This window comes from Algoriphagus sp. NF (assembly GCF_028823735.1).
In the GTDB taxonomy this organism is placed as follows: domain Bacteria; phylum Bacteroidota; class Bacteroidia; order Cytophagales; family Cyclobacteriaceae; genus Algoriphagus; species Algoriphagus marincola.
Genome location: NZ_JAPEIB010000006.1, coordinates 64,147 through 85,340 on the forward strand (window position 1 = coordinate 64,147; position 21,194 = coordinate 85,340).

Genomic DNA, 21,194 nt, shown 5'->3' on the forward strand with positions numbered 1-21,194 from the left:
CCCCAAATTCTTCCAAATGCAACAGTTTTACATCTCCATGATTTCCTTGGGATGGATGGTTTTATCCCACCCATTTTACATTTCCTTGACAGAAATCCGTCAAAACCCGAATTCCCAACGATTGGAGATTGCCTCCAAAATTTTTTGGGATGATTTGGAAGTAGGTTTAAGCAGTTTTCATGAGCAATCCATAGACTTTCTGAATCCTGAAAACCCCGAACTTCTTCAAAAGCAAGTAGAGGACTACTTGAAGGAGAACTTTCAGATCTGGATCGCTGAAAACGAGGTCAATTTGGTTCTTCTTGGCTTCGAGGTAGAAGAAGATGCTGCATGGTTTTATATCGAATCTGAGCCCGTTAAGCTGGAGAATAGCATTCGGGTAAAAAACTCAGTGCTAATTGAAGACTTCTCCACACAGCAAAACATCGTCCATGTTTATAAGGGAAATAGCCGAAGCCCTAGAAGTTTGCTGTTGGGAAAAGGACAGGAAACAGATGAATTGGAATTGAAATAGCTTGAAAAAGTGATTCTGTATATGCTGAATGATTCCAGTAGCCCAATTTCTATACTTCCCAGAAGGAAGTCGGAAGAATGAAGATCGAAGCTCCTTGATTCTGAACCTCTAAGGTTCTTGTAACAGTGCTCTTTGATTACTGACCTAAAAACGGATATAGATCAATCAATATTATGGCAGTAGATATTCTGAAAACAAAAAAGTCCGAGCCTAAGCCCGGACTTTTACTTTTAAAGATTTAGAAATCCTTAAGAAGGATTCTGAACCATGTTTTCGTTAGCGTTCAATTCAGAGATAGGAATCTTGAACTGCCAGTTTGAAGTACCAGCAGGCTCTTCAAACTTAGAGTTGATCACAGTCTCTACGTGGTTTGCACCAGTACGATCCAATGGAAGGTTCAGACGCTTCAAGTCGTAGAATCTGAAGCCTTCACCCCATAGCTCGATACGACGCTGTATCATGATCTCTTCGATCAAAGCTGCACCAGTGTTGGTAGTCAAGGTATACTCAGGATCACGCTGAGAAGCAAAGTTGAACAAAACCTGAGCAGCTTGGCTGTCATTTCCAGCTCTTGCCAAAGCTTCCGCTTCGATCAAGAACATTTCGGAAGCTCTCATGTAAGGCACATCACCTACAGAGCTTGCATTTGCTTGAGCGATAAACTTACGGTTCATGTAGTCACGCTTTGCAAAGGAGCTCAAAGTAACCTCATCGATGAATGGATCTCTCAAGGCAGGATCAGAAGCATTCGGATCCCAGAGGCCTTTTCTGTAGTCTGTATCAGAGATTTCAGCATAAAGCTTACTATTGATCGCCTTCGGATTACCTCGGATATTCGTCGAACTGAAGTTCAAAGAAACGTAAGCGAAGTAAGAAGCGAAGAATGTCTGCTGATCGTCAATCTGACGGCTTCCCCAAATCCACTCCGGATTATCAACATTGTTGAATCCTTCGTAAAGCTGAGACTCAGACATCAATTCGTATCCTTCTCGAGCCTGGCTAGCCTGCTGAGCAGCTACTGCATAGTTACCTTGAGTCAAAGCAATACGAGCCTTGATACCACGAGCCACGTTGATGTTGATGTGAGACTTTGCGTTTCTACCTTCATCCAAAAGAGCGATAGCAGCATCGATGTCAGCATTGATTTGAGTATAAACTTCCTCTACTGTATTACGAGCACCACCTTCGGTGATTGGCTCCAATACGATTGGAACACCTAGTTGGCTATTACCACCACCTGCTTGATAGCGCTCAGCAAAAAGCTGAACCAAGTTGAAGTGAGCCCAAGCTCTGTAGGCCAAAGCTTGACCTTTGATCTCATCTTTTTCAGCCTGAGGACCTTCGGCCTCATCAATATTAGCGATGATCATATTCGCATTACCAATGATTTTGTAGTAGAATCTCCAGACAAAACGAACATCACCACTGTTTTCATTGATATGGTTTAGCCATCTAGACATAGAGATAAACCAACCATTTGCAATTCCAGTCAATACATAATCCTCAGCAAGCGCTTCTCTCATGATCATCACACCACCTTCACCAGGCTGACCCTGAGAATCATAGCGGATAAACATGGATCTATGGATACCGTTTAGAGCTGTAAAAGCATTTTTTGTAGTCGTAAAGACAGCATTTTCGGATACCGCATCCGTAGGGAGGGTGTCCAAGTAGTCCTCAGCGCAACCAAAACTTAGGATTGCTCCGAGTAAGAATATTTTACTAATTAATTTCTTCATTGTTTTGGTAAATTACAGTTGTAAGTTAACACCAAGCGTGAATGTTCTAGCTGGGGTAAAGGTATTGGAAGTCGTACCGCTGAATGTACCGGATACATACATACCGGAACGTCCAGAAAGCCATCCCAAGTTTTCACCTGCTACATAAACTGTAGCTCCTCTCATTTTCCAACGCTCCAACAGGGTACGCGGGAAAGTGTAGGACAAGTTGACAGATCGTAGGTTCAGATAAGAAGCATCCGTTAACCATCTGTCAGATGCCACGTTGGTTTGAGCTGCACCCGTTACGTCCATTTTAGGAACGTCGGTTACATCTCCTGGCTGCTGCCATCTGTTTAGAATATCCACGTGAAGTGCGCCACCATCAGGATCGGCAGACATCAAGCCAGCGTAGATACCATCGTAGATATCACCACCCACTGCAAAGCTCATCAAGATATTCAAGGAGAATCCTTTGTACGTGAAAGTGTTGGTCAAACCACCAAAGAAGTCAGGGATTGCATTACCAGCGAAGTGGAAACGTGCATTCTGGAAATTGGTAGTAAGTGTATCACCATTCACAATACGATCACGAGGATCATCTTCTGCATACTCTTCTGCTCTGTAAAGACCTTCACCGGTCTCAGCATCTACTCCATACCAGTCTCTCAACCAGAAGTCATAGATAGAACGACCTACTACATATTTTTTAGTACCTACGATTTGCTCATCGAATGGAAGCTCTTTGAACTCATTCTCGAAGGTAGATACGTTTACGTTTGCATTCCAACGGAAATCACCAGAACGTACCAAGTCACCACCGATATTAAATTCAATACCTCTGTTAGACATAGTACCGATGTTTTGGAATCGGCTATTCAAACCTGTAGTCAAAGAAAGTGGAACTTCGAAAAGAAGGTTACTAGACTCTCTGTTGAAGTATTCGATGGTACCTGAGAATCTGTTTGCAAAAGCAAAGTCCAAACCGAAGTCAAGGGTATTGTTTGATTCCCACTGCAAGTCAAGTGCAGAAAGTGAAGCTTGTAAGATACCTGGCTCGTTAGCATTGTTGAATCCAAGATCATATAGTGCCTGCCAAGGATAGAAACCACCCACTGCGTTGTTACCTACTTCACCGTAAGAAGCTCTAAACTTCAATAACTGGAAGTAATTTGAGTTAAAGAAGTCTTCCTGATCGATAGACCAAGCAGCACCAACTGAGAAAAATGTTCCCCATCTAACGTCCTCGAAGAATCGAGAAGAACCATCCGTTCTCCAAGATGCAGAGAAAGAGTATTTGTCGTCATACACATAGTTCAAGCGAGAAAGGTAAGACTCAATTCTGTCACGGTCTAGACGTCCTGTAGCAGAGTTGATCGTTACAAAGTTGTCTGGCTCAATATTACCAGCCAAGATTTGATCTTGCTTGGAAATAAATTGACGATTTACTTGATAATCATAGTTCTCATGACCTGCCAAAACCTCTACGAAGTGCTTTTCTTTGAACGTATTGGTATACGTCAAGAGCTGGTTGAAAGTCAAAGAGTTGATTCGCACATTCTCTCTACGGGTACGTCCTGCTGGAGCACCATCACCCACAATCGTGTTGTCGTATCCGATGTCAAGAAGTGAAGTGATATCAGTGGCAATATTGGTTCTGAAAGTGAAGTTCTTCAAAAACTTAGCCTCAACATATGCACGAGAAGAGATCACATCACGATCAAATCTATCTACGTTTAGCAAAGTCTCCTGAACCACGTGACGACCTGGATATGCGCCTGCACCTCTACGAGGCAAACCAAGCTCTTCCAAGTCACCTAGATCATAGATTCTATTTCCAAATTCATCAAGGATGAATCCACCAGTTTGCATATTCTGAGCAAATACCGGATAGATTGGACCCATGGATCTTGCAGTAAAGAATGGGTTCACAAAGCTATTGCTACCACCATCTCTTGCATTGTTTCCTTCACTCAAAGTAGCAGAAAGGTTGATACCTGTCTTCAACCAGTCAGTAGCTTGGGTATTTACATTCAATCGACCAGTGAATCGCTCGATATCAGACTGGATGATAAATCCTTTCTCATTCAAATAGTTGAAAGAGGTGTAGAAATCAGTCTTCTCAGACCCACCTGAGTAAGTCATGTTGTATTCCTTACGATCACCCATTCGCTCCAACTCGTCGAACCAGTTAAGACCCTGGAAGTTGTTTCTTGCATTAGGGTTCAACGTACCGTCTGCACCCACGATCTGATCATTTGGCACATTGTAGATGTTGTAACCAAGAATGTCAATCAGGTTGTTAGAAGCAAAAGCAGCTGCATCAGCACCGCTGGCACCATTTCCAAGCTGTGAGTTTCTGAGAGATTCCCACACTAGCGGGTAGTACTGATCTGCATTTACGCGATCATACTCAGGAAGTGCACGGCTTGAGATACCTTGCTGCAATCTCAAATTGAAAGTCGGCTTGTTTTTCTTACCAGTCTTAGTGGTAATCATGATCACACCGTTAGCGGCACGAGAACCGTAAAGAGCTGCTGAAGAAGCATCCTTCAAAATGGTCATGTCCTCGATATCTTCTGGGTTCAAATTGGAAAGTGCTCCATCATATGGAACCCCATCCACCACATAAAGTGGAGAAGAAGAAGAGTTTACAGAACCAATACCACGAATACGAACAGCTGGAGTAGAACCTGGCTGACCGGAAGCAGAAGTAGTGATTACACCAGGAGCCTGACCTTCAATCGCGTTTACTACGTTATTGATCGGTCTGTTTGCGATTTGATCTCCTTTCAATGCTACAGCAGAACCGGTAAAGTTTCCTTTGTCCACGGTACCACCATAGGCGGTAATGATTACTTCTTCCAGATTCTGGGAATCTTCTTCCATCACTACATTGATCTCAGAACGATTGCCAATTTGCTCTTCCACACTGCGATAGCCTATGTAGCTAAACACCAATGTAGTGGCACTTTCTGGAGCCAAAAGGGTATACCTTCCATCCAAATCCGTTACGACACCAATGGTCGTACCCTTCACTAGGACATTCACCCCGATCAAACCCTCAGGTTCACCCGGTGATGTCACTCTACCTGTGATGGTTTTGTTTTGCGCCATTACCGACACGGATGCCAGCAATACAAAAACAAAACCCAGTAAAATTTTCTTCATAGGTTTAGTTTTAATAAAATGATTTAATTTTCGTGGAGATAAAAGACGATACTAATTTGTGAAAGAGCAAATTTGGTAGATGCTCAAAAAAAAGGTAAAAATCATACTATCATACTGAAAATATCAAATTTTAGAAATAATATTTGGATTTACTGGTGTCCGAACACTGTCCGGAATTCAAAAACCACGAATTTTTAATATTATTTTCAAATTCTCGATAATAAATTCTGAAAACGATAAAAAATAGTCTAGTTTATTTTTAAACTTGGAATAATTCAATTAATTTTTTGTTCTGCAAAAATTGATTTGATGGAAATATTATTCCGAATATTAAACCCATAATCATATTTTTAAAATATTATTCTGATGATGTTCGTTTTTGAAAATCATATTCTCGGAATTTTAAAAAGCTTTTTAAGCACCTGTCAAAATTAAATTTTTGTTAAAAATTTATTCGAATGGATTAAAAAATGGGCAAAAGGTCAAGTTTCTGCTAAAAATATCTCCTTTTGGGGTTCCCAAAGTCCATTTTTTCGCTTTAACAAATAGTAACTTCCAACTTTAAAATCTACTTCTAAACCCGCATTTTCTACTCTTAACCTAATAGACTCAAACTGCTCCTTCTTGATATCCTGAAAGGCAACCGTTAAATGAGGATGGTAATTGGTATCGCTCAACTCTAGATTCAATTTTAAATGTCTTTTACCAAAATTTCTCAGGCCATCCTGCAGTTCAAACAGCTTGGGTTGTTTCGCCACACTCAAAAACAAAACACGCCTCCGAAATTGATCCACACCTCGAATGCTCAGGGGGAAAGGAGAAAATCCTTGGTTGAAATTTTTTAGTACTTCCACCAAACGATCCTCCTTGTTTGCGTTGTACATAAAGGGCATTTTCAAGGTGATGTGGGCCGGAGACTTCAGGGTATATTTTACCCCAAACTCTTCCTTGAGCGAAAGTTTCAAATCGTGAACTTGCTCCCTAAATTCTTTAGGAGGAAGTATTGCTAAAAAATATTTTTGTAAGTCAGCCATTAAATTACCCGATCAACCTTTGAAAAGCTCAATTTCACAAAAACAGTTTAATTAACTCAATCAATCTCTTAAATTAAGCCTTTGAAACCAACAAGCGCTATCAAATACCCTGATGAGAAGCTCTCCGTAAGAGTGAAAGATCGAATTAGGGAAAAAGCCTTTAATCAAAACGCAGACACATGAAGATTTTTCCAAAAATCATGATCGGTTTGGACTTGACCGAAATGGATGAAATCCTGATCCAAAAGACCAACATATTCTTGAAGTTTTTAGGAGTTGAAAAATGCTATTTTGTGCATGTGGCAAAAAACTTGGCCATCCCAGATGACATTCTAAGCCAATATCCAGATCTCTTGGCCCCAGGAGACGAATCTATCGAGGCAATCATGGAGGAGAAAATCAAACGGCAGAAATTTCCTGAAAATATCGAGATCGAAATTTTTGCCGAGGAAGGAAGCCATCCTTTAGAGACCTTCCTCCGATGGGCCAAAATCAAAGATGTGGACCTCATTGTGATGGGAAGGAAAGAAAGCCTAGTAGGTAGTGGTGCACTTGCTAACGGAGTTGCAAAAAAAGCCCCCTGCTCCATCATGTTGCTTCAGGAAAAGCGCCCTCCTGGTATTCCTAAGCGTATTATGGTACCCACGGACTTTTCCAAGCACAATCACATGATTTATGAATTTGGGGAGCGAATAGCTGATGAATTAAAAGCTGAATTGATTCCAGTTCATATTTTCCATGTCCCAGCAGGCTACTCCAAGACTGGTAAATCCTTCGAGGAATTCTCTGAAATCATGCGACTCAATGCCGAAAAGGACTTCAAAAAATTCGTATCCAAACACGATCATCCGGAATTGAAATGTGAGTTTATCTTAGATAGCGGCGAAAGCTCCGGTAAACAATTGCTGGAAGAAGCTCATAAAATGGACGTGGATATGATTATCCTGGGCTCTCGCGGACGGACCAAATCCGCAGCAATTCTATTGGGAAGTACAGCCGAGAAACTCATCGAAGTCAATAATTCGCTTCCAATGATAATTTTCAAAAAGAAAGGTGAAACGATGGGCTTTTTCGATGCCCTCTTCCGAATTTAATCTGCTCGGCGCAGATAAAAACAAACCTGATCCCCTTTGCCCTCCTGATTGTACCGGAGGGCTTTTTTTTGAAATTCTCTTAATTCATTTGACGAAAAATGGGCTTCGCAATTGATCCCTGCAAGCTTAATTCCTCGCTGATACAAAATGGATCCCCAAAATTGGAAGGCTGTAGAGTCGAAAAGAATCTTTTCGAGCTTAAGACCTTGGTCATTTACTAGCTTTTTAAACCCCTCCAAACTAGGAATATTCAAGTGCCTTGGAGCATCAAGCTGAACCCAATTATCTCCAAATTCTTCCCAAGCGCTACTTCCTGCCAAAGGAGTACGGATTAGCAGTCTTCCATCTTTTTTAAGCTTTTGGCGACAAGTCTCCAAAGTTTTCTTTGGCTCTGCCATGTGCTCAAAAGCATGATGCATAAGCATAATGTCAAATTCCCCCGGAAGGTCCTCCAGTCCACCCTTGATCAATGACAGTCCTGGTTCCAAATCCTTTGAACTATCTAAAAAAGGATCCACTCCAGTCAAATTTTCAAAGCCAGATGCCCACAACTCATAGAGAAGCTGTCCACTACCACAACCGATATCAACTATTCGATCCGAATAGGCAGGATTTAACTCCCTAAGCCAATATCCATAGGAAGGGCTGAATGCCGAGGCTCCTGTTTTCAAAAAGAGCCACATTCTTACCTTTTTCAGGAAATTTTTTAGCGAACTTGAAGTGACTAAAGAAGAAAAGGAATAATAGGTGTCTGACTTATAAAAAGCAGAAATATCAGACGGCACAGATTTGATTTGAAGGGATTGACAATCCTGACACTCTTGGTAAGTAAACTGCTCTCCCAGACCGAGCATTTTCTCTTCTGCCTGAAAATCCCGAAGCGATTCGCTATTACAAAAATGACAGCGATTCATCGATCAATAGGCATTCTCCCGGTTGAAAAGCAGTTCGTGAACTGTCTTCACCATGATACCCATATCCAGCAAAAATGACCAATTATTGATATAAAAAGAGTCTAATCGTACCCGTGAGCGAATCTGATGTGGGTTTTCAATTTCCCCTCTAAAACCTCTCACTTGAGCCAAACCTGTGATTCCCGGCTTGATCTTGTGTCGGGAATTATACCGCTCAATTTGCTTTTGAAATGTCTGATTCATAGGAATCGTATGAGGTCGAGGACCTACAATTGACATATCCCCTAGCAGCACATTGATAAACTGTGGCATTTCATCCAAAGAGGTCGTGCGCAAAAAGGACCCAATTCTTGTGACCCGAGGATCTCCTTTTTTTGCCTGCACAATATCTGCATAATCGTTAGGAGTCATAGACCGAAACTTCAGGCAGCTGAACACTTGATTGTTGACTCCATTTCGTTTTTGGATAAAAAATATAGGACCTCTTGATTCCAGTTTGATTAAAAACCCGACTAGAGGGATCAACCAGGAAAGGATAAATACAATAACCAAACTGGCAAATACAATATCAAAAGCTCTTTTTGCAAAGCTATTGAAGGCATTGTCCAAAGGAATTTCATTGACATTGATGACAAAGAAATCGCCATACCTTGAAAATGATAGATTCTTCTCCAATTGAAGGGATCCGCCGGGAATCATCTTGACTTTGATGTAATTTTCATCTGCGAAGTCAATGATTTTTCGGACCAATCCTGGCTCTAATTGCTCGTGGATATAGATCAGATCAAGGTCTAATTCTGGGGCGTGTTCGAAAAACTGTTGAATCCCTCCACGGGTCTGTGCACAATCGGAGAGATTATCATAATAACCGAGAAAATTGATTCCGAAATCCTTTCGAATCCGAAATACATCAGCTAGCCGGGGACTTGTTCCTCCTTTTCCGACTATGACCGCATTTCGATAATTCTTCCCCTTAGATCTGTAGGACCGGAGCATCATATGAACAGACACCCGATAACTTCCCATCAATACCAGCATGCCTACTCCCAAAGTAAGGACTGGCAAAACCTGCAATTCAGGCGTATTGAACGGAATCCAAAGAATAGCCGTAGCACCGACAAACCAAAAGACCGTGCCTAAGAGATGCTTCAGCGTGTCCCCGTACTCATCAGTACGCCCGATTTTATAGTCTTTTCGAAGAAGGGAAATCAACAACCAAAGCACGGAAAGCGGCAAAAAGGCGTCAAGTTCAACCTTGGCAAAGATTCCAAATTTCTGAAGAAAGAAATTGGTCAGTAAAAGCGAAACAAGGGAAGCAATAAAATCAGAGGCTGTGAAAAGCCAAGGAAAACACCGGTCAAATCTGCGCTTCATAAAAATCTGATCAAACAATTACACTTTTGCAAAAACCGCGCTAGACTACATTTTTTGGCCGAAACACGATTTCAAAACCAAAATTAAGAAAAGAATCGTCAAGCATGCTTACTTTTGCGAGTAATTTCAAATGCAAAACGATTTTTAGTCTAAATGTTCTCAATTTCTAAGCTGTTCGCTTCTTCCGACGATCCCAATTCTCTTGGGGCGTATTTTCGAAAAAAACGTTTACAGCAATTTGAACAGCTTTTTTACAATCAATTCGATGTAAATCAGCAGGTTAAAATTCTTGACGTCGGAGGTACAGATTATTTTTGGAAAGGCAGCTCACTACTCGATCATCCAAAGGTCGAAATCACATTGCTCAACCTCCATCTCGAAGAGAGTTCTCATCCTGCTATCAAGAGTACCACAGGTGATGCAACTAACCTTTCAGAGTATCAGGAAAATGAATTTGATCTCATCTTTTCAAATTCCGTAATCGAGCATCTGTTTACTTGGGAAAACCAGCAGAAAATGGCGGGAGAAATTGAGCGAGTGGGGAAAAAGCATTTCGTACAGACGCCAAACCGATACTTTCCGATCGAAGCGCATTATGCCTTGCCTTATGCCCAATATTGGCCCGAAAAGCTACTTTTTTACACGCTCACGAAGACACCACTCAGCCGTTTTAGAAAATGGTCAAGCAAGGAAGCCTCGGATTATATCGCTGAGATCAGGCTACTCGATGAGAAAGAATTGCAGAGACTTTTCCCTAGTTCGGAAATTCTAAAAGAAAAAGTGGCAGGATTGACCAAGTCAATCACTGCACACAATTTACTTTAGTGAACCAAGGTCGCTTTTCGAGTCAAAATTTCTTGATTGATTCCGTCCCAAAGAATTTTTCTGGCAGACAAAGCTTCTTTGGCAGAAACCTTGGCGCCTTCAAGGTGAACGTCTGTCTCAAGAAGAAGAGAGACCATTCTCCAAGCCAAAGGACCGTGTTCTTCTTCGTCCAGATGAATGTGTCTGTCGAAATAGAAACCAAGCGTTTTTAATTCCTCAGGTTGATCTTTGACAAGCTCGTCCACCAATTTTCTAAATAAATCAGGGATCAGATCTTCTCTTCCCAAGGTAAAACTTGAGGCAATTTCGTGTGCAGAACCGAATAAGGCTGTTTGATAATTTACCCGAAGGAACTTCTGAACGAATTCTGGTAATTGGGCGACATTCATCGCATCGTCAAGATTCATTCCCGCGGAAACGGACTTTACAAGACTATTGATAGACTTGGTAGAAGCACCGGCTTCTTGCATAGCTCTTAAATAAAGTTCAAAGTGGCTACAAAAGCCTCCTTTTCCATCTTCATCACTTTCTTCGGCAAGTACAATGTCATTGATCAATCTGACCACGAGAGGATCTCCTGCCGGTATCCAAGGAAGACTCATACCGGTCAGTCTATGCTGAAGAGCTTTGAGCAAACTCATAAAATCCCAAACCGCAAAGACATGGTATTCCATGAAAACACGGAAATCTTCTAGGGTATTTAAGTTTTGATAAATTGGGTGATGTAGTAATTCTTGTCGGTCATTGCTTACCGACGAGATCAATTGATCCAGGTGATTGTTCATGAATAAATTTTAATGAGAAAACACAGAAGGACTGTGGGATTGTTCGATTCATTTGATAGAAAAAAACAATCTGGGATAATTAATTTTCTGCAAACTGTAAACGAACCAAGTTGGAATAAAATCCATCCTCTCGATCAGCAAGTTCCAGATGGCTTCCCTCCTCTACTATTCTTCCTTCGCTCAGGACGTAGATTCGGTCGACTTTTCGAATCGTCGCTAATCTATGAGCGATGATGATCGTTGTCCTTCCTTTCATCAGTTCGTCTAGGGCTTCCTGAACAAGGGCTTCTGATTCGGCATCCAATGAAGAAGTTGCCTCATCGAGAATCAAGAGGCTAGGATCTTTCAAAATAGCTCTAGCAATGGCTACACGCTGACGCTGACCACCGGAAAGCTTTACTCCCCGCTCTCCAACCAATGTATCCAGTCCTTCTGGAAACTGAGAGATAAACTGCCATGCATTGGCTTTTTTGGCAGCATCAATGATTTCTTCCTCAGTAGCCTCCGGACGTGCATAAGCGATATTTTCGCGGATACTTCCTCCAAAAAGCAAAACCTCCTGCGGAACCATGCCGATATGCCTTCTGAGCTCGTCCAAATTCCAGTCATTGATAGACTTTCCATTGATGGAGATGGATCCCTTCTCTACCTCATAAAACCTCAGTAAAAGTTGGATGATGGTCGATTTTCCTGCTCCGGAATGACCGACTAATGCCACTTTGTCTCCCGTATTAATTCGCATGGAAAGTGACTTCAAAACAGCCATTTCAGGGCGGGTTGGATATCGAAACTCGACGTTGGATAGCTCGATTTCCCGAATTTCCTCCTGAGCACTGCTTTTTCCGCTTTTTTCTTCTGACTCTTCCAGTATTTCCAAGACTCTTTCAGAACTCCCGATTGCTTTTTGGACCTGACTATAAATATCTCCCAAGCCGGCAATCGACCCCCCGATAAAAGTGGTATAAAGAACAAATGAAACCAATTCACCCACACTCATCTCCCCACTTGCCACCAAGCTTGCTCCGTACCACATTACTGCTACGATACCTCCGAAAAGCGCGAAAATGATAAATGAAATAAAGGCTCCTCTGAACTTGGCTGTACGCAACGCCACTTGAACCACATCTCCCAACTTATTGGAGTAGCGTAAAGACTCATAGGCTTCACCCACAAAAGACTTTACAGTTGAAATCGACTGTAAAGTCTCCTCCACGATGACATTGGCTGAGGCGAGTTCATCTTGTGTTTTCTTACTCAGAGAGCGAATAAACCTACCGAAAACCATTGCCAGCAAAACCAAAACCGGGAAGGATCCCAGCATGAAGAAGGTAAGCTTCGGTGTGGTAAAGAAAAGAAAGGCTATACCTGCCAGAAGAGTAACTACCTGTCTAAAAAGCTCCGCTAAGGTTACTGAAAAGGTGTCTTGAAGCAAACTGACGTCCGAAGTGATTCTTGAAATCAACTCCCCTGTTCTTCGCTTGTCGAAAAAAGTCATGGGTAATTTCAACATCCGGCTGTAAAGTTCCAGCCGTATATCCCGCATGGAGCGCTCAGATACTTGGGCAAACAACCAAACTCGGAAAAAGGAAAAGACACTTTGGATTGCTAGAATGCCCAACAGTAAAAAAGCAATGGAATCAATGTCCTGAATGATCCAGTCACTGCCCTGAGCTGTATCAATCAGTTTGCCTGCAACAAAGGGGAAGGTCAGCAGGGTAAGCGAAGATAAAAGCAAAAACACCAAACCAAGGATAAACCTTCCTTTGTATGGAACCATGAAACGGAATATTCCGCCTAGTTTTTGAAAATTTTGTTTGCTTAACTTACGCTTCTCGTGATCTTCTAACGCCGCTCCCCTTTTTTTAGCCATTCTGAATTAATATTGGTGCAAAAATAGCCTTTTGATTGAAAAGAAGCTTCCAAAACATGGAAATTTGAGGAAAGGGTTATTCGGCCAAAACTTGCGCAGCTAGCATTTCCCCAAGAGCACTTGCATGTTTGAACCCGTGACCTGAGCAAGCAGAAACTAAGGAAACCCGATCCATCTGTGGATGTGGCTGCAAAATAAATCGGGCGTCTTCGGTAACGGTGTAGAAACAAACCTCACTTCGCACGATTTCAGGTAAAAGTCCCACAAACTTTCCTTCCAATTTCTCTTTCCAAAACCTTTCTTGCTCCAGCTTGCTCAAAGAGCGATCGATCTGCTCAGGATGCTCAGTTTCCAAAAATTGCTCAGAGGCTATCTTCACCGTTTCCTGATCTTGGCTTGGAAAACCATACAAGAAATCTGTGGGCTTTGGACCATATCCCCACATAAATACAGAGTTCAAGGATTTCAAAGGACTATCTTCCTTCATCTTCACCCAGTGAAGTACTTGTCTACAGATTTTAAACTTCTTCTGAAAGCTAGGATCGACAAAGTCCTTTACCCAGCCGCCGGCTGATAGGATTACTTTTTTGGCACGAAGGGTTTCTTCTCGAAGTTGGATTTCAACGAATCCCGCTTTTTGCTGAATACCCAACACCGGCTGATGAACTCGGACCTTAGCACCATTCTTTACGGAAAGATCCAATTGTGCTTGTATGGTTTTCTCAGGAAAGACAAATCCTGCACTTGGCTCAAAGTACCCTCTTACCTTTTCCGGAAAATTGAACTGAGGAAATTCTTCATTCAATCTCTTCTGACCCAAAATCGAATGTGGAATAGATTCATTTTCAGCGATTTGTTTGGTTTGATCAAAAAAGCTAGAGCCTCCGTATTTCACCCAAGCTTCTTGGCCGGACTCGATCAAAAGTCCTCCTGCTTGTTTGAAAAGCTCAATTCCTGCCTCTTTTTCGATTTCTTGCCAGATCTCTTGGGATCGACGAGCAAACTTGACATACTCTCTTCCTTCACCCACAGCCAGTCGGGTGATTCGGGTTTCCCCATGTGAGGAGCCCATGCTATGCGGAGGGTCAAAGCGGTCGATTCCAAGAATCCTCTTTCCCCTCTTCGAGAGAAAATAAAGGGCGGCGGATCCTACAGCCCCGAGTCCAATTACCACATAGTCATAATCCTTCATGGAGACTTTTCAAGTCAGGATTTACCCATTTGGGCATCAATTAGTTCTCGCTTGAGTTTGCGCTCCCGCTCCAAGGTATTTTTGCGGTGCTGTTCAAATTCCTCCTGTAGTTCGGCGAGGTCTTTTTCGGCCTTTTTGATCTTTGAAAAACTTCTGAAATATTTAAAAGAGAAAAGGGCTAATGCTGCCGCTAATGCTCCTACCAAAACCCACATAAAAGTAGAGTAGACCCCTTTTTGAATTCCAAGTCCTAGGAAGTTGAAGTTGTCCTTGGCGGCTATAGCCTCCTGCTTTTCGGACTCAGTCTGTGCAAGAAGGTTTTGAATGGATCGAATAGAATCCTGCCGGGTTTGTACGTCTTTTTTGAGCTCCAAAACCTCTCCTCGCATGGTTTGGATGGAGTCTAGCATATTTGATTTTAATCGATCCAAAAATGACCTTCTGACGACCTTATACTCTTGATAATTATTTGAAGCTCCGTAGATATAGTCAAACTGTTCATCGATTGTGCCGGATTGAAGTGCATTTTCATTGGTTTCTTGGGCCCAAAGCTGACCCGAAAGTAGTGTCACAGTTAGCGCCAGAAATACTATATGCTTGTTCATTATCGTATTTTTTGAGTTCAAGGGGTGTTTCAATAAATGTGCCTTCCGGCAAATTTAGCCTGTTTTTTTTGAAACCTTCCCGTAAAAACCCTTTGTCAAAATCCTTTTTTGTTGATTTTCAGATAATTATAATTAAATTCCTTTTCCATTTTTTTTACCATGCGTATAAAAATTCTAAAGGTTTGGCTTTTTCTTTTGCCTGTAATTGGCATCATCGGGACTGTCTTGTATATCCAGTCATCGAATAATATCACCGAACTGGAAGAGCAAAACCTGAGAAGTATTCAAGCAGTCAAAAATGATATGCAGGCTGCCCTGCCTGATTATTATCAGCGAGTGGAAGGGTATATTTTCAGGGAGGCCTACGCTGTTTTTTCAGAAGATTCGATCAGTAAGGAGTCCCAAAAATTCGTCGACCTTCTTGCCAATGTCTTTCAACCTGAAATCGAAAGTGTCCGCTTGGTAGGTAAAAGTCAAGTTCCGCTCCCATCTCTTTCATTAGATCAAAACGAACTCTCGCGAAAGAATCTGAAGGTGAAAATCCCCTCAGATAAAATGAATTATTTCACGAGTTATGGATTTACAGGAAAGTTTGAAGCCAGCTCAGAATCCATCAAAGATGCCGTGATAATTGATGTCATCTTTCCTATCGAGGAGCTCCTTAGAAAGCAGGAAAACAATAAAGTATTCCAGCAATTTTTTATACTGAATAGTCAAGGAGAAGTAGTCTATCCAGAGGAGCAATTAGGCCTTCAGCTACTTGAGCCTTTCCCCCTGACACGAGATAGCCTAGGCGTGGTAAGATCAGGGGTTTATCACGAAGTAATCAATTTTTCCGGATTCAAAAACAGAGCCTATATCGCTCCGGTGACACTGGAAAACCTTCAGCTTTTCGCGGTAGGAACAGTTCCCGAGGCCCAATTCATGAAGGTAGGCCTTCGGATCAACTTTTCCTTACTGAGCATTTTACTTTTCTTCTTGGTTATACTCATTTCTTCTGTGCCCATTTTGGCCATTTTGAATTTGGGGCTTGGAGACTCACTGACAAGATCCAAAATTCTTCAGGTGGGTTTATCTCTTTTGGGCTTAACCTTGATTTTGGGATTTGCCTTTTCTTTTTTCAAAAATATACCCGATCCACTTCAAGAGACTAAAAATATACGCCTGACCCTAGACCAACAGTTCACTGATAGTCTTTGTCGCTTTAATACGATTTTGAGAGATTTTCAGGATCAAGGTGAAAAAAACACTTTTGGACAGGTAAATGAACTGATAGAATTCTCCGATGATGGCCTTGCCAAACAAATGTATTTTCAAGGTCCGGGCCTGGATTTGAATTTTGGAGATGGCTCAAATTCACCCATTGACTTGAGTGACCGGGCATATTTCACGTATTTCAAAGAAGGCGATAGTTCCGTTTTCATCAACTCTCATTACAGTAGGGGGAGTGGTCAGCTTGAGTCAGTAATTAGCAGGAAAACAGATGAAGGAAACATCCATGCTGTAACATTCAAGCTTCAACCAGATGCAGATATCAGTAAAAATTTCCGATTCCTCCTCATCAAAGAAGATGGAGGAATCTTATATAAAAGCCAGAAGATAATCTCCCCTATTTCCAACCTTAAGGAAGGAGTCAGTCTGGTCAAATGGCAGGAAATCGAATCTATTCTAGAAAACAATAGAGACTTGGGTGAAAACCAAACTCTCGAGGTGCCCTTCTATCTAAACGGTCATCAGTACACAGGAGTATTTTCACGGATACGGGATACAGGATTTGACCAACCGGTTTGGATGGTCTTCCTAGTCAATCACAACCTTACCCATGTGTTTTCCTCTCTTTCATCCTTGGAGGCCGTTTTGATTTTATCAGCGTATTTTCTGATTCTTCTCCTTTCAATGGCCGCACAGGGGCTTTCTCGACAATTATTGACTGATTTCGGATTTAACACCTTCCTGTTCGAATGGCTTAAGCCGACCCAGCAGAATCTTCGAAAGCTAAAATATCTGACCTTCGCTTTCCTGATTTATGGGGCGATCGTCCTTACGATCTATTATTATTTACCACTCGATCCGATCCGATTACTACTCCTGTTGATCATTTCCTCCCTTTGGATTTCATTTATCAACCTAGCAACAGATTCCAATAGCTCAAAAGGCAACTCTTCGAAAAAATACCACCTCAATGAGACTGCCTATGCACCTTTAGGGGTCAACCTCATGATCATTTTAGTATCGGTTTTATCTGGCTTAATTAGTTGGATTCCTATTCTCATATTGAGTTTATCGGCTCTTGTCCTGACTTATTTGTGGCATGGATTCGTCAAAAAAATCCCGGGAAGAATCAAAATCATTCCTGCCTCCAAAGTACTCCCTGTTTATCTCGTGACCTGGTTTCTATTGGTGGGATTTATTCCCGGCTATCTTATTCAGTCCAAGACGCAGATTTTCGAATCAAAAATCTGGAATAGCGTCAAAAGTTCTGAAAAAGAAGAGCAGAACCTTCAACTTGAAAGTCTGGAAAAATCCCGAAGATCGATCATGATGACGGTAACCGATCCTTTTGATCAAAAAATTCTCGACTTTATCACACCAAATCAGACGGTCTTTCGGGCAGCCATGCAAGGGACCTCGAAAAACTTGAGCTTTGGAATTGGCTGGATTGGAGTGATCGGACTCCTATTCCTTTTTGGCTTTTTGATCTATTATTTGCAGCGTACCATTTTCTTCACATTTGAACCTGTACATGAGGATAATTTTGATCTCAGCCAGCCAAAACTTTTTGTATGCAGTATTGACTCTGGGCATTTTGATGAGATTATGGATCAATTGCTTTCCAATAGCACTAAAACTGTGGCTAAGATTGACTTCCTGACGCAAGAGATCAATTGGCAGTTTAAAGTTGACACGAGCTATGACATGTATATTTTTCAAAATTTCCACTGTCTAACTGACCCTACAAAAGCCATTGAAATCATCGAAAATCTAGACGGTCCAGGCAAGTCCATTTGGATATGCTCTGGAAAAACCTGGCCTGAGTTGCTATCAAAAATCAAGGACAATGACCAGTCCATGCGTTTCTCGGAGGCTTTTTCAGATTTCCGATTTAAATTCTTAGCCATTCCCCATGAAACCCTTGAGACAGAAACCGGCTTCGAAAAACCAGAAATTCTACTTAGAGAAATGCGAAGCAGGAAGGCATTTTTTACCAATATGTGGGCAGAACTTTCATTTTTAGAGCGCTTAGTCTGTTATTCATTTGCTCAAGAGGGATTCTTTAGCCCCGCCCGAAAGGATGTCATGATTGGGCTGGCACAAAAAGGAGTCCTAAAACCAAAGGATACAAAAGTCAAAAAACCGGTTTGGCTAGAAAACCCTTGGTTGGAATGGCAACTCTACAGTCCGGTTTTTAGGAAATATATTTTGGACCAAACCTCAGAATCAGAACTTGAAGCTTTCCGGATTTTTGAGAAAAAACAAGGTAATGCCCAGAGCATTCAGGTTTCACTGGTCAGTTTCGCATTGATCTGTCTTGCATTGATCGGTATTTTCGATCAGAATTTCTTCTCAGAGGCCTATGCGTACCTAACCGGTTCACTCGGATTGCTAGGAAGTGTCTATGCACTTTTGAACCGTGGGCTTTTAAATTTTAAATTTGGGAAAAGTAATTCCTGAATGACCCGAATCTTTCTTGTCCTTTTATTCATTTCCCTCTGTGGTTTTGGCCTTGCCAGACAAAACAGCCCAAAAAATGACTTTGAGGCTGCCTTGGAAGCCATGGATCGTGAGGATCAGGAAGCGGCTTTTTTTCATCTGGAAAACTGGCTGAAAAGCTATCCCCAAGATGCGCTTGCTCACTGGTACATGGGTCAGGTCTATGAGTCCTTTCCTGGAGAAAACACTCCATTCGCACTCGAATACTACAATCAAGCCATCAATTTGAACCCGCAACTTGCCTCCGCCTACTTCAGTCGTGGGAGAATATTTCTTCAAATGGAAAGGTTTGAAGCTGCAGAAAAGGATTTTTTGACCTTTCAGAATCTTCCCAAAGGAGAAACCAATCAAATCTTTTTCGAAAAAAATTCCACCCAAGCTGGCGTATCGGGAATTTTCACCCTCCAGGGAAATCTATCAGCAAAAGTCTTTTACCACCTTGGGCTTTGTCAGATGGGGATGGAAAACTATGAAAAAGCCAATGATTATTTTGACCAGGCGATTGAGATCCGACCCGAACCAGACTATCTCACTGAGAAAAGCCAGGCTTTGCTTTCACTCGATCGGAGCAATGAGGCCGAATCTGCTTTAATCACAGCTTTGGAAATAGACCCGGATCATTTTCTTGCTCAAGAACGTCTTGCTTTGATTCGGGGGAAAAATCCAGAAGAATTGATCGAGCCGCTAAATATTGCCGTAAAAAACAAACCTGGTGACCCCCAAGTTTGGAAAAAACGGGCCTATTATTTTTTAGAAAGAGGAAATTGGAAATTGGCAGAGAGAGACCTTAGGGAGGCCCTTGCTTTAAACAATCAAGACGCTGAATTATATCTATACCTAGGAACGATTGCATCCAGGCAGCAAGAATGGGCTCAAGCCGAAAAGTACTACAGCGAAGGGCTTTTTCTAGATGAAACCAATACGCAAATCATCCTTGCCAGGGGACAAGCTCGCTACCAACAGAGTAAGTTGGAAGAGGCACTGGCAGACTTTATTCAATTGATAGGCATAGATCCCACGCTTCCTACGGCCTACTATCACCGAGGAATCACGCTCCTTCGGATGAAAAGAAATCAAGAAGCCTGCGAAAACCTACAGCTTGCAGCCAATTGGGGAATGGAAGCCGCCCAAGAAGTCATTAAAAAAGCCTGTCAGGACTAGAGTTCGTCCGTCGTCTTCACTCTTGCTGCGATCCAGGCTGGTCTCCATGAAGCGACCAATGTGATGAAAATGACCACCACGGTGATCCAAGCAAAGTCAGTCCAAAGCATTCGAACCGGGTATGCATCCACGACTGCAGAGGCAATGCCTAGAGAAACCAATCCAAAACTCTCTTGTAGCCAAACAATCGCAAATCCCAAGACTAAGCCTATTGCGGCACCTACCACGGCTATCATCGCGCCTTGCTTCAAAAATATTTCCCGAATTAGCTTATCCTTTGCTCCCAAAGCCTTTAGCATAGCAATGTCTTTTTTCTTTTCAATTGCGAGCATACTAAGGGAAAAGAAGATATTGAAGGAGGCAATGGCCAGAATAAAGCTCAGGGTCAAAAAAACAAATAGCTTTTCAAGCTTGACTGTGCGTAGCAAGCCCGCATGTTGCTCATCAGTATTTTTTACTGAAAAATCAGGTCCCAGGTGAGCCTTCAAATTTTCTTGTACCTCATCAATGGAATATCCATCCGAAATCTTGATTTCCAGAGAAGTCCGTTTGTTTCCATAGTTCAATAGCTCTCGGGTGAACTTCAAAGGGGCAATTACATACTCATCATCGAATTGACGCTCGACTGAGAAAAATGCAACCGGCTCAAGCGAAGCGGAGGAATAGAGTTGATTGGGATTGAGAGTGGCCGCGCTTCGAGGGGCCTTTGGGTAAAAGACCTTCAAGGGGACATTGACATCCTTGAGATTTACAGACAAGAAAAACCCAACTCCACGACCCATGATGGCGCCTGGTCTGAGATCACTTCCGAGCGTAGTGTCACCCCAAAAATATCCTCTGGAAAAACGGTCCTGCTCCAAAAAATTATCCGAAACTCCTTTGATGGTAGCTACTAATTGATTGCCATTGTAGTCCAAAAGCGCATTGTCTTCGATCACTTCGGTAAGTACAGCTACTCCATCTACGTTTTGGATCCCATCTAGCCATAAGGAATCCACTTCGAAACTTTTCCCGACAACAGCCTCCACTTTCAACTCCGCATCGAAGCTGGCAAAAAGTCCCCGGATCAGGTCTTCTAGTCCATTGAATACGGACATGACTATCACCAATGCCATTGTACCAACTGCCACTCCAATCATGGAGATAGTCGAAAGCACCGTGATAAAGTTTCGCTTCTTTTTACTGCGAAAATACCGGGCCGCTATAAAATAGCTGAGGTTCAAGTA

General features: G+C 42.1%; 15 protein-coding genes. 5 read left to right on the plus strand and 10 right to left on the minus strand.

Features of this window, described 5'->3' with window-relative positions; all coding sequences use genetic code 11:
• Positions 1-16: 16 nt before the first annotated feature.
• On the plus strand, positions 17-514 hold the full coding sequence (locus tag OU792_RS04300; protein ID WP_134199103.1) for a DUF6702 family protein: 498 nt from the start codon (positions 17-19) through the stop codon (positions 512-514).
• Between the two features lie 248 nt (positions 515-762).
• On the opposite strand, the gene OU792_RS04305 is transcribed toward OU792_RS04300, so the two are convergent.
• The 3 genes from OU792_RS04305 to OU792_RS04315 form a co-directional block, all read right to left on the minus strand.
• Positions 763-2,253, minus strand: coding sequence for a RagB/SusD family nutrient uptake outer membrane protein (locus OU792_RS04305; RefSeq protein ID WP_274669569.1), 1,491 nt, complete (start codon positions 2,251-2,253; stop codon positions 763-765).
• 12 nt (positions 2,254-2,265) lie between these two features.
• Complete coding sequence (locus OU792_RS04310) at positions 2,266-5,403, minus strand: SusC/RagA family TonB-linked outer membrane protein (RefSeq protein ID WP_134199101.1); 3,138 nt, start codon at positions 5,401-5,403, stop codon at positions 2,266-2,268.
• Between the two features lie 482 nt (positions 5,404-5,885).
• Positions 5,886-6,437 (minus strand): 2'-5' RNA ligase family protein, encoded by a 552-nt coding sequence (locus OU792_RS04315; protein WP_274669570.1) that lies wholly within the window; start codon positions 6,435-6,437, stop codon positions 5,886-5,888.
• Between the two features lie 179 nt (positions 6,438-6,616).
• Between OU792_RS04315 and OU792_RS04320 the strand changes: the two genes are divergently transcribed.
• Positions 6,617-7,531, plus strand: a complete 915-nt coding sequence (locus OU792_RS04320) for a universal stress protein (RefSeq protein ID WP_134199099.1) — start codon at positions 6,617-6,619, stop codon at positions 7,529-7,531.
• Here OU792_RS04320 and OU792_RS04325 read toward each other — a convergent pair.
• Both OU792_RS04325 and OU792_RS04330 read right to left on the minus strand, forming a co-directional pair.
• The gene (locus OU792_RS04325) at positions 7,528-8,445 is read right to left on the minus strand and encodes a class I SAM-dependent methyltransferase (protein ID WP_274669571.1); all 918 of its coding nucleotides are present in this window, start codon (positions 8,443-8,445) and stop codon (positions 7,528-7,530) included. The genes OU792_RS04320 and OU792_RS04325 overlap by 4 nt on opposite strands.
• Positions 8,446-8,448: 3 nt before the next feature.
• A complete protein-coding gene (locus OU792_RS04330) occupies positions 8,449-9,819 on the minus strand; it encodes an exopolysaccharide biosynthesis polyprenyl glycosylphosphotransferase (protein ID WP_274669572.1) in 1,371 nt (456 codons plus the stop codon).
• 153 nt (positions 9,820-9,972) lie between these two features.
• Between OU792_RS04330 and OU792_RS04335 the strand changes: the two genes are divergently transcribed.
• Positions 9,973-10,644, plus strand: a complete 672-nt coding sequence (locus OU792_RS04335) for a class I SAM-dependent methyltransferase (RefSeq protein WP_134199096.1) — start codon at positions 9,973-9,975, stop codon at positions 10,642-10,644.
• On the opposite strand, the gene OU792_RS04340 is transcribed toward OU792_RS04335, so the two are convergent.
• The 4 genes from OU792_RS04340 to OU792_RS04355 all read right to left on the minus strand — a co-directional run bounded on the left by OU792_RS04340 (position 10,641) and on the right by OU792_RS04355 (position 15,096).
• Positions 10,641-11,429, minus strand: coding sequence for a DUF3050 domain-containing protein (locus tag OU792_RS04340; protein WP_134199095.1), 789 nt, complete (start codon positions 11,427-11,429; stop codon positions 10,641-10,643). The genes OU792_RS04335 and OU792_RS04340 overlap by 4 nt on opposite strands.
• Before the next feature lie 79 nt (positions 11,430-11,508).
• Positions 11,509-13,299, minus strand: a complete 1,791-nt coding sequence (locus tag OU792_RS04345; RefSeq protein WP_134199093.1) for an ABC transporter ATP-binding protein — start codon at positions 13,297-13,299, stop codon at positions 11,509-11,511.
• Between the two features lie 76 nt (positions 13,300-13,375).
• Complete coding sequence (gene solA, locus OU792_RS04350) at positions 13,376-14,491, minus strand: N-methyl-L-tryptophan oxidase (protein ID WP_134199091.1); 1,116 nt, start codon at positions 14,489-14,491, stop codon at positions 13,376-13,378.
• Between the two features lie 14 nt (positions 14,492-14,505).
• Positions 14,506-15,096, minus strand: coding sequence for a hypothetical protein (locus tag OU792_RS04355; RefSeq protein WP_134199089.1), 591 nt, complete (start codon positions 15,094-15,096; stop codon positions 14,506-14,508).
• Between the two features lie 159 nt (positions 15,097-15,255).
• On the opposite strand from OU792_RS04355, the gene OU792_RS04360 reads away from it, so the two are divergent.
• Both OU792_RS04360 and OU792_RS04365 read left to right on the plus strand, forming a co-directional pair.
• On the plus strand, positions 15,256-18,768 hold the full coding sequence (locus OU792_RS04360; RefSeq protein WP_274669573.1) for a hypothetical protein: 3,513 nt from the start codon (positions 15,256-15,258) through the stop codon (positions 18,766-18,768).
• A complete protein-coding gene (locus tag OU792_RS04365; RefSeq protein ID WP_274669574.1) occupies positions 18,769-19,968 on the plus strand; it encodes a tetratricopeptide repeat protein in 1,200 nt (399 codons plus the stop codon).
• On the opposite strand, the gene OU792_RS04370 is transcribed toward OU792_RS04365, so the two are convergent.
• Complete coding sequence (locus OU792_RS04370; protein WP_274669575.1) at positions 19,965-21,191, minus strand: FtsX-like permease family protein; 1,227 nt, start codon at positions 21,189-21,191, stop codon at positions 19,965-19,967. The genes OU792_RS04365 and OU792_RS04370 overlap by 4 nt on opposite strands.
• Positions 21,192-21,194 lie beyond the last annotated feature (3 nt).

What these genes read in the sequence shown, in the direction of transcription:
- OU792_RS04300 (WP_134199103.1), top strand. Translation starts at nt 17, where the DNA reads ATGCAACAGTTTTACATCTCCATGATTTCCTTGGGATGGATGGTTTTA.
- OU792_RS04310 (WP_134199101.1), bottom strand. Translation starts at nt 5,403, where the DNA reads ATGAAGAAAATTTTACTGGGTTTTGTTTTTGTATTGCTGGCATCCGTG.
- OU792_RS04330 (WP_274669572.1), bottom strand. Translation starts at nt 9,819, where the DNA reads ATGAAGCGCAGATTTGACCGGTGTTTTCCTTGGCTTTTCACAGCCTCT.
- OU792_RS04360 (WP_274669573.1), top strand. Translation starts at nt 15,256, where the DNA reads ATGCGTATAAAAATTCTAAAGGTTTGGCTTTTTCTTTTGCCTGTAATT.
- OU792_RS04355 (WP_134199089.1), bottom strand. Translation starts at nt 15,096, where the DNA reads ATGAACAAGCATATAGTATTTCTGGCGCTAACTGTGACACTACTTTCG.
- OU792_RS04325 (WP_274669571.1), bottom strand. Translation starts at nt 8,445, where the DNA reads ATGAATCGCTGTCATTTTTGTAATAGCGAATCGCTTCGGGATTTTCAG.
- OU792_RS04315 (WP_274669570.1), bottom strand. Translation starts at nt 6,437, where the DNA reads ATGGCTGACTTACAAAAATATTTTTTAGCAATACTTCCTCCTAAAGAA.
- OU792_RS04305 (WP_274669569.1), bottom strand. Translation starts at nt 2,253, where the DNA reads ATGAAGAAATTAATTAGTAAAATATTCTTACTCGGAGCAATCCTAAGT.
- OU792_RS04320 (WP_134199099.1), top strand. Translation starts at nt 6,617, where the DNA reads ATGAAGATTTTTCCAAAAATCATGATCGGTTTGGACTTGACCGAAATG.
- OU792_RS04345 (WP_134199093.1), bottom strand. Translation starts at nt 13,299, where the DNA reads ATGGCTAAAAAAAGGGGAGCGGCGTTAGAAGATCACGAGAAGCGTAAG.
- OU792_RS04365 (WP_274669574.1), top strand. Translation starts at nt 18,769, where the DNA reads ATGACCCGAATCTTTCTTGTCCTTTTATTCATTTCCCTCTGTGGTTTT.
- OU792_RS04335 (WP_134199096.1), top strand. Translation starts at nt 9,973, where the DNA reads ATGTTCTCAATTTCTAAGCTGTTCGCTTCTTCCGACGATCCCAATTCT.
- solA (WP_134199091.1), bottom strand. Translation starts at nt 14,491, where the DNA reads ATGAAGGATTATGACTATGTGGTAATTGGACTCGGGGCTGTAGGATCC.
- OU792_RS04340 (WP_134199095.1), bottom strand. Translation starts at nt 11,429, where the DNA reads ATGAACAATCACCTGGATCAATTGATCTCGTCGGTAAGCAATGACCGA.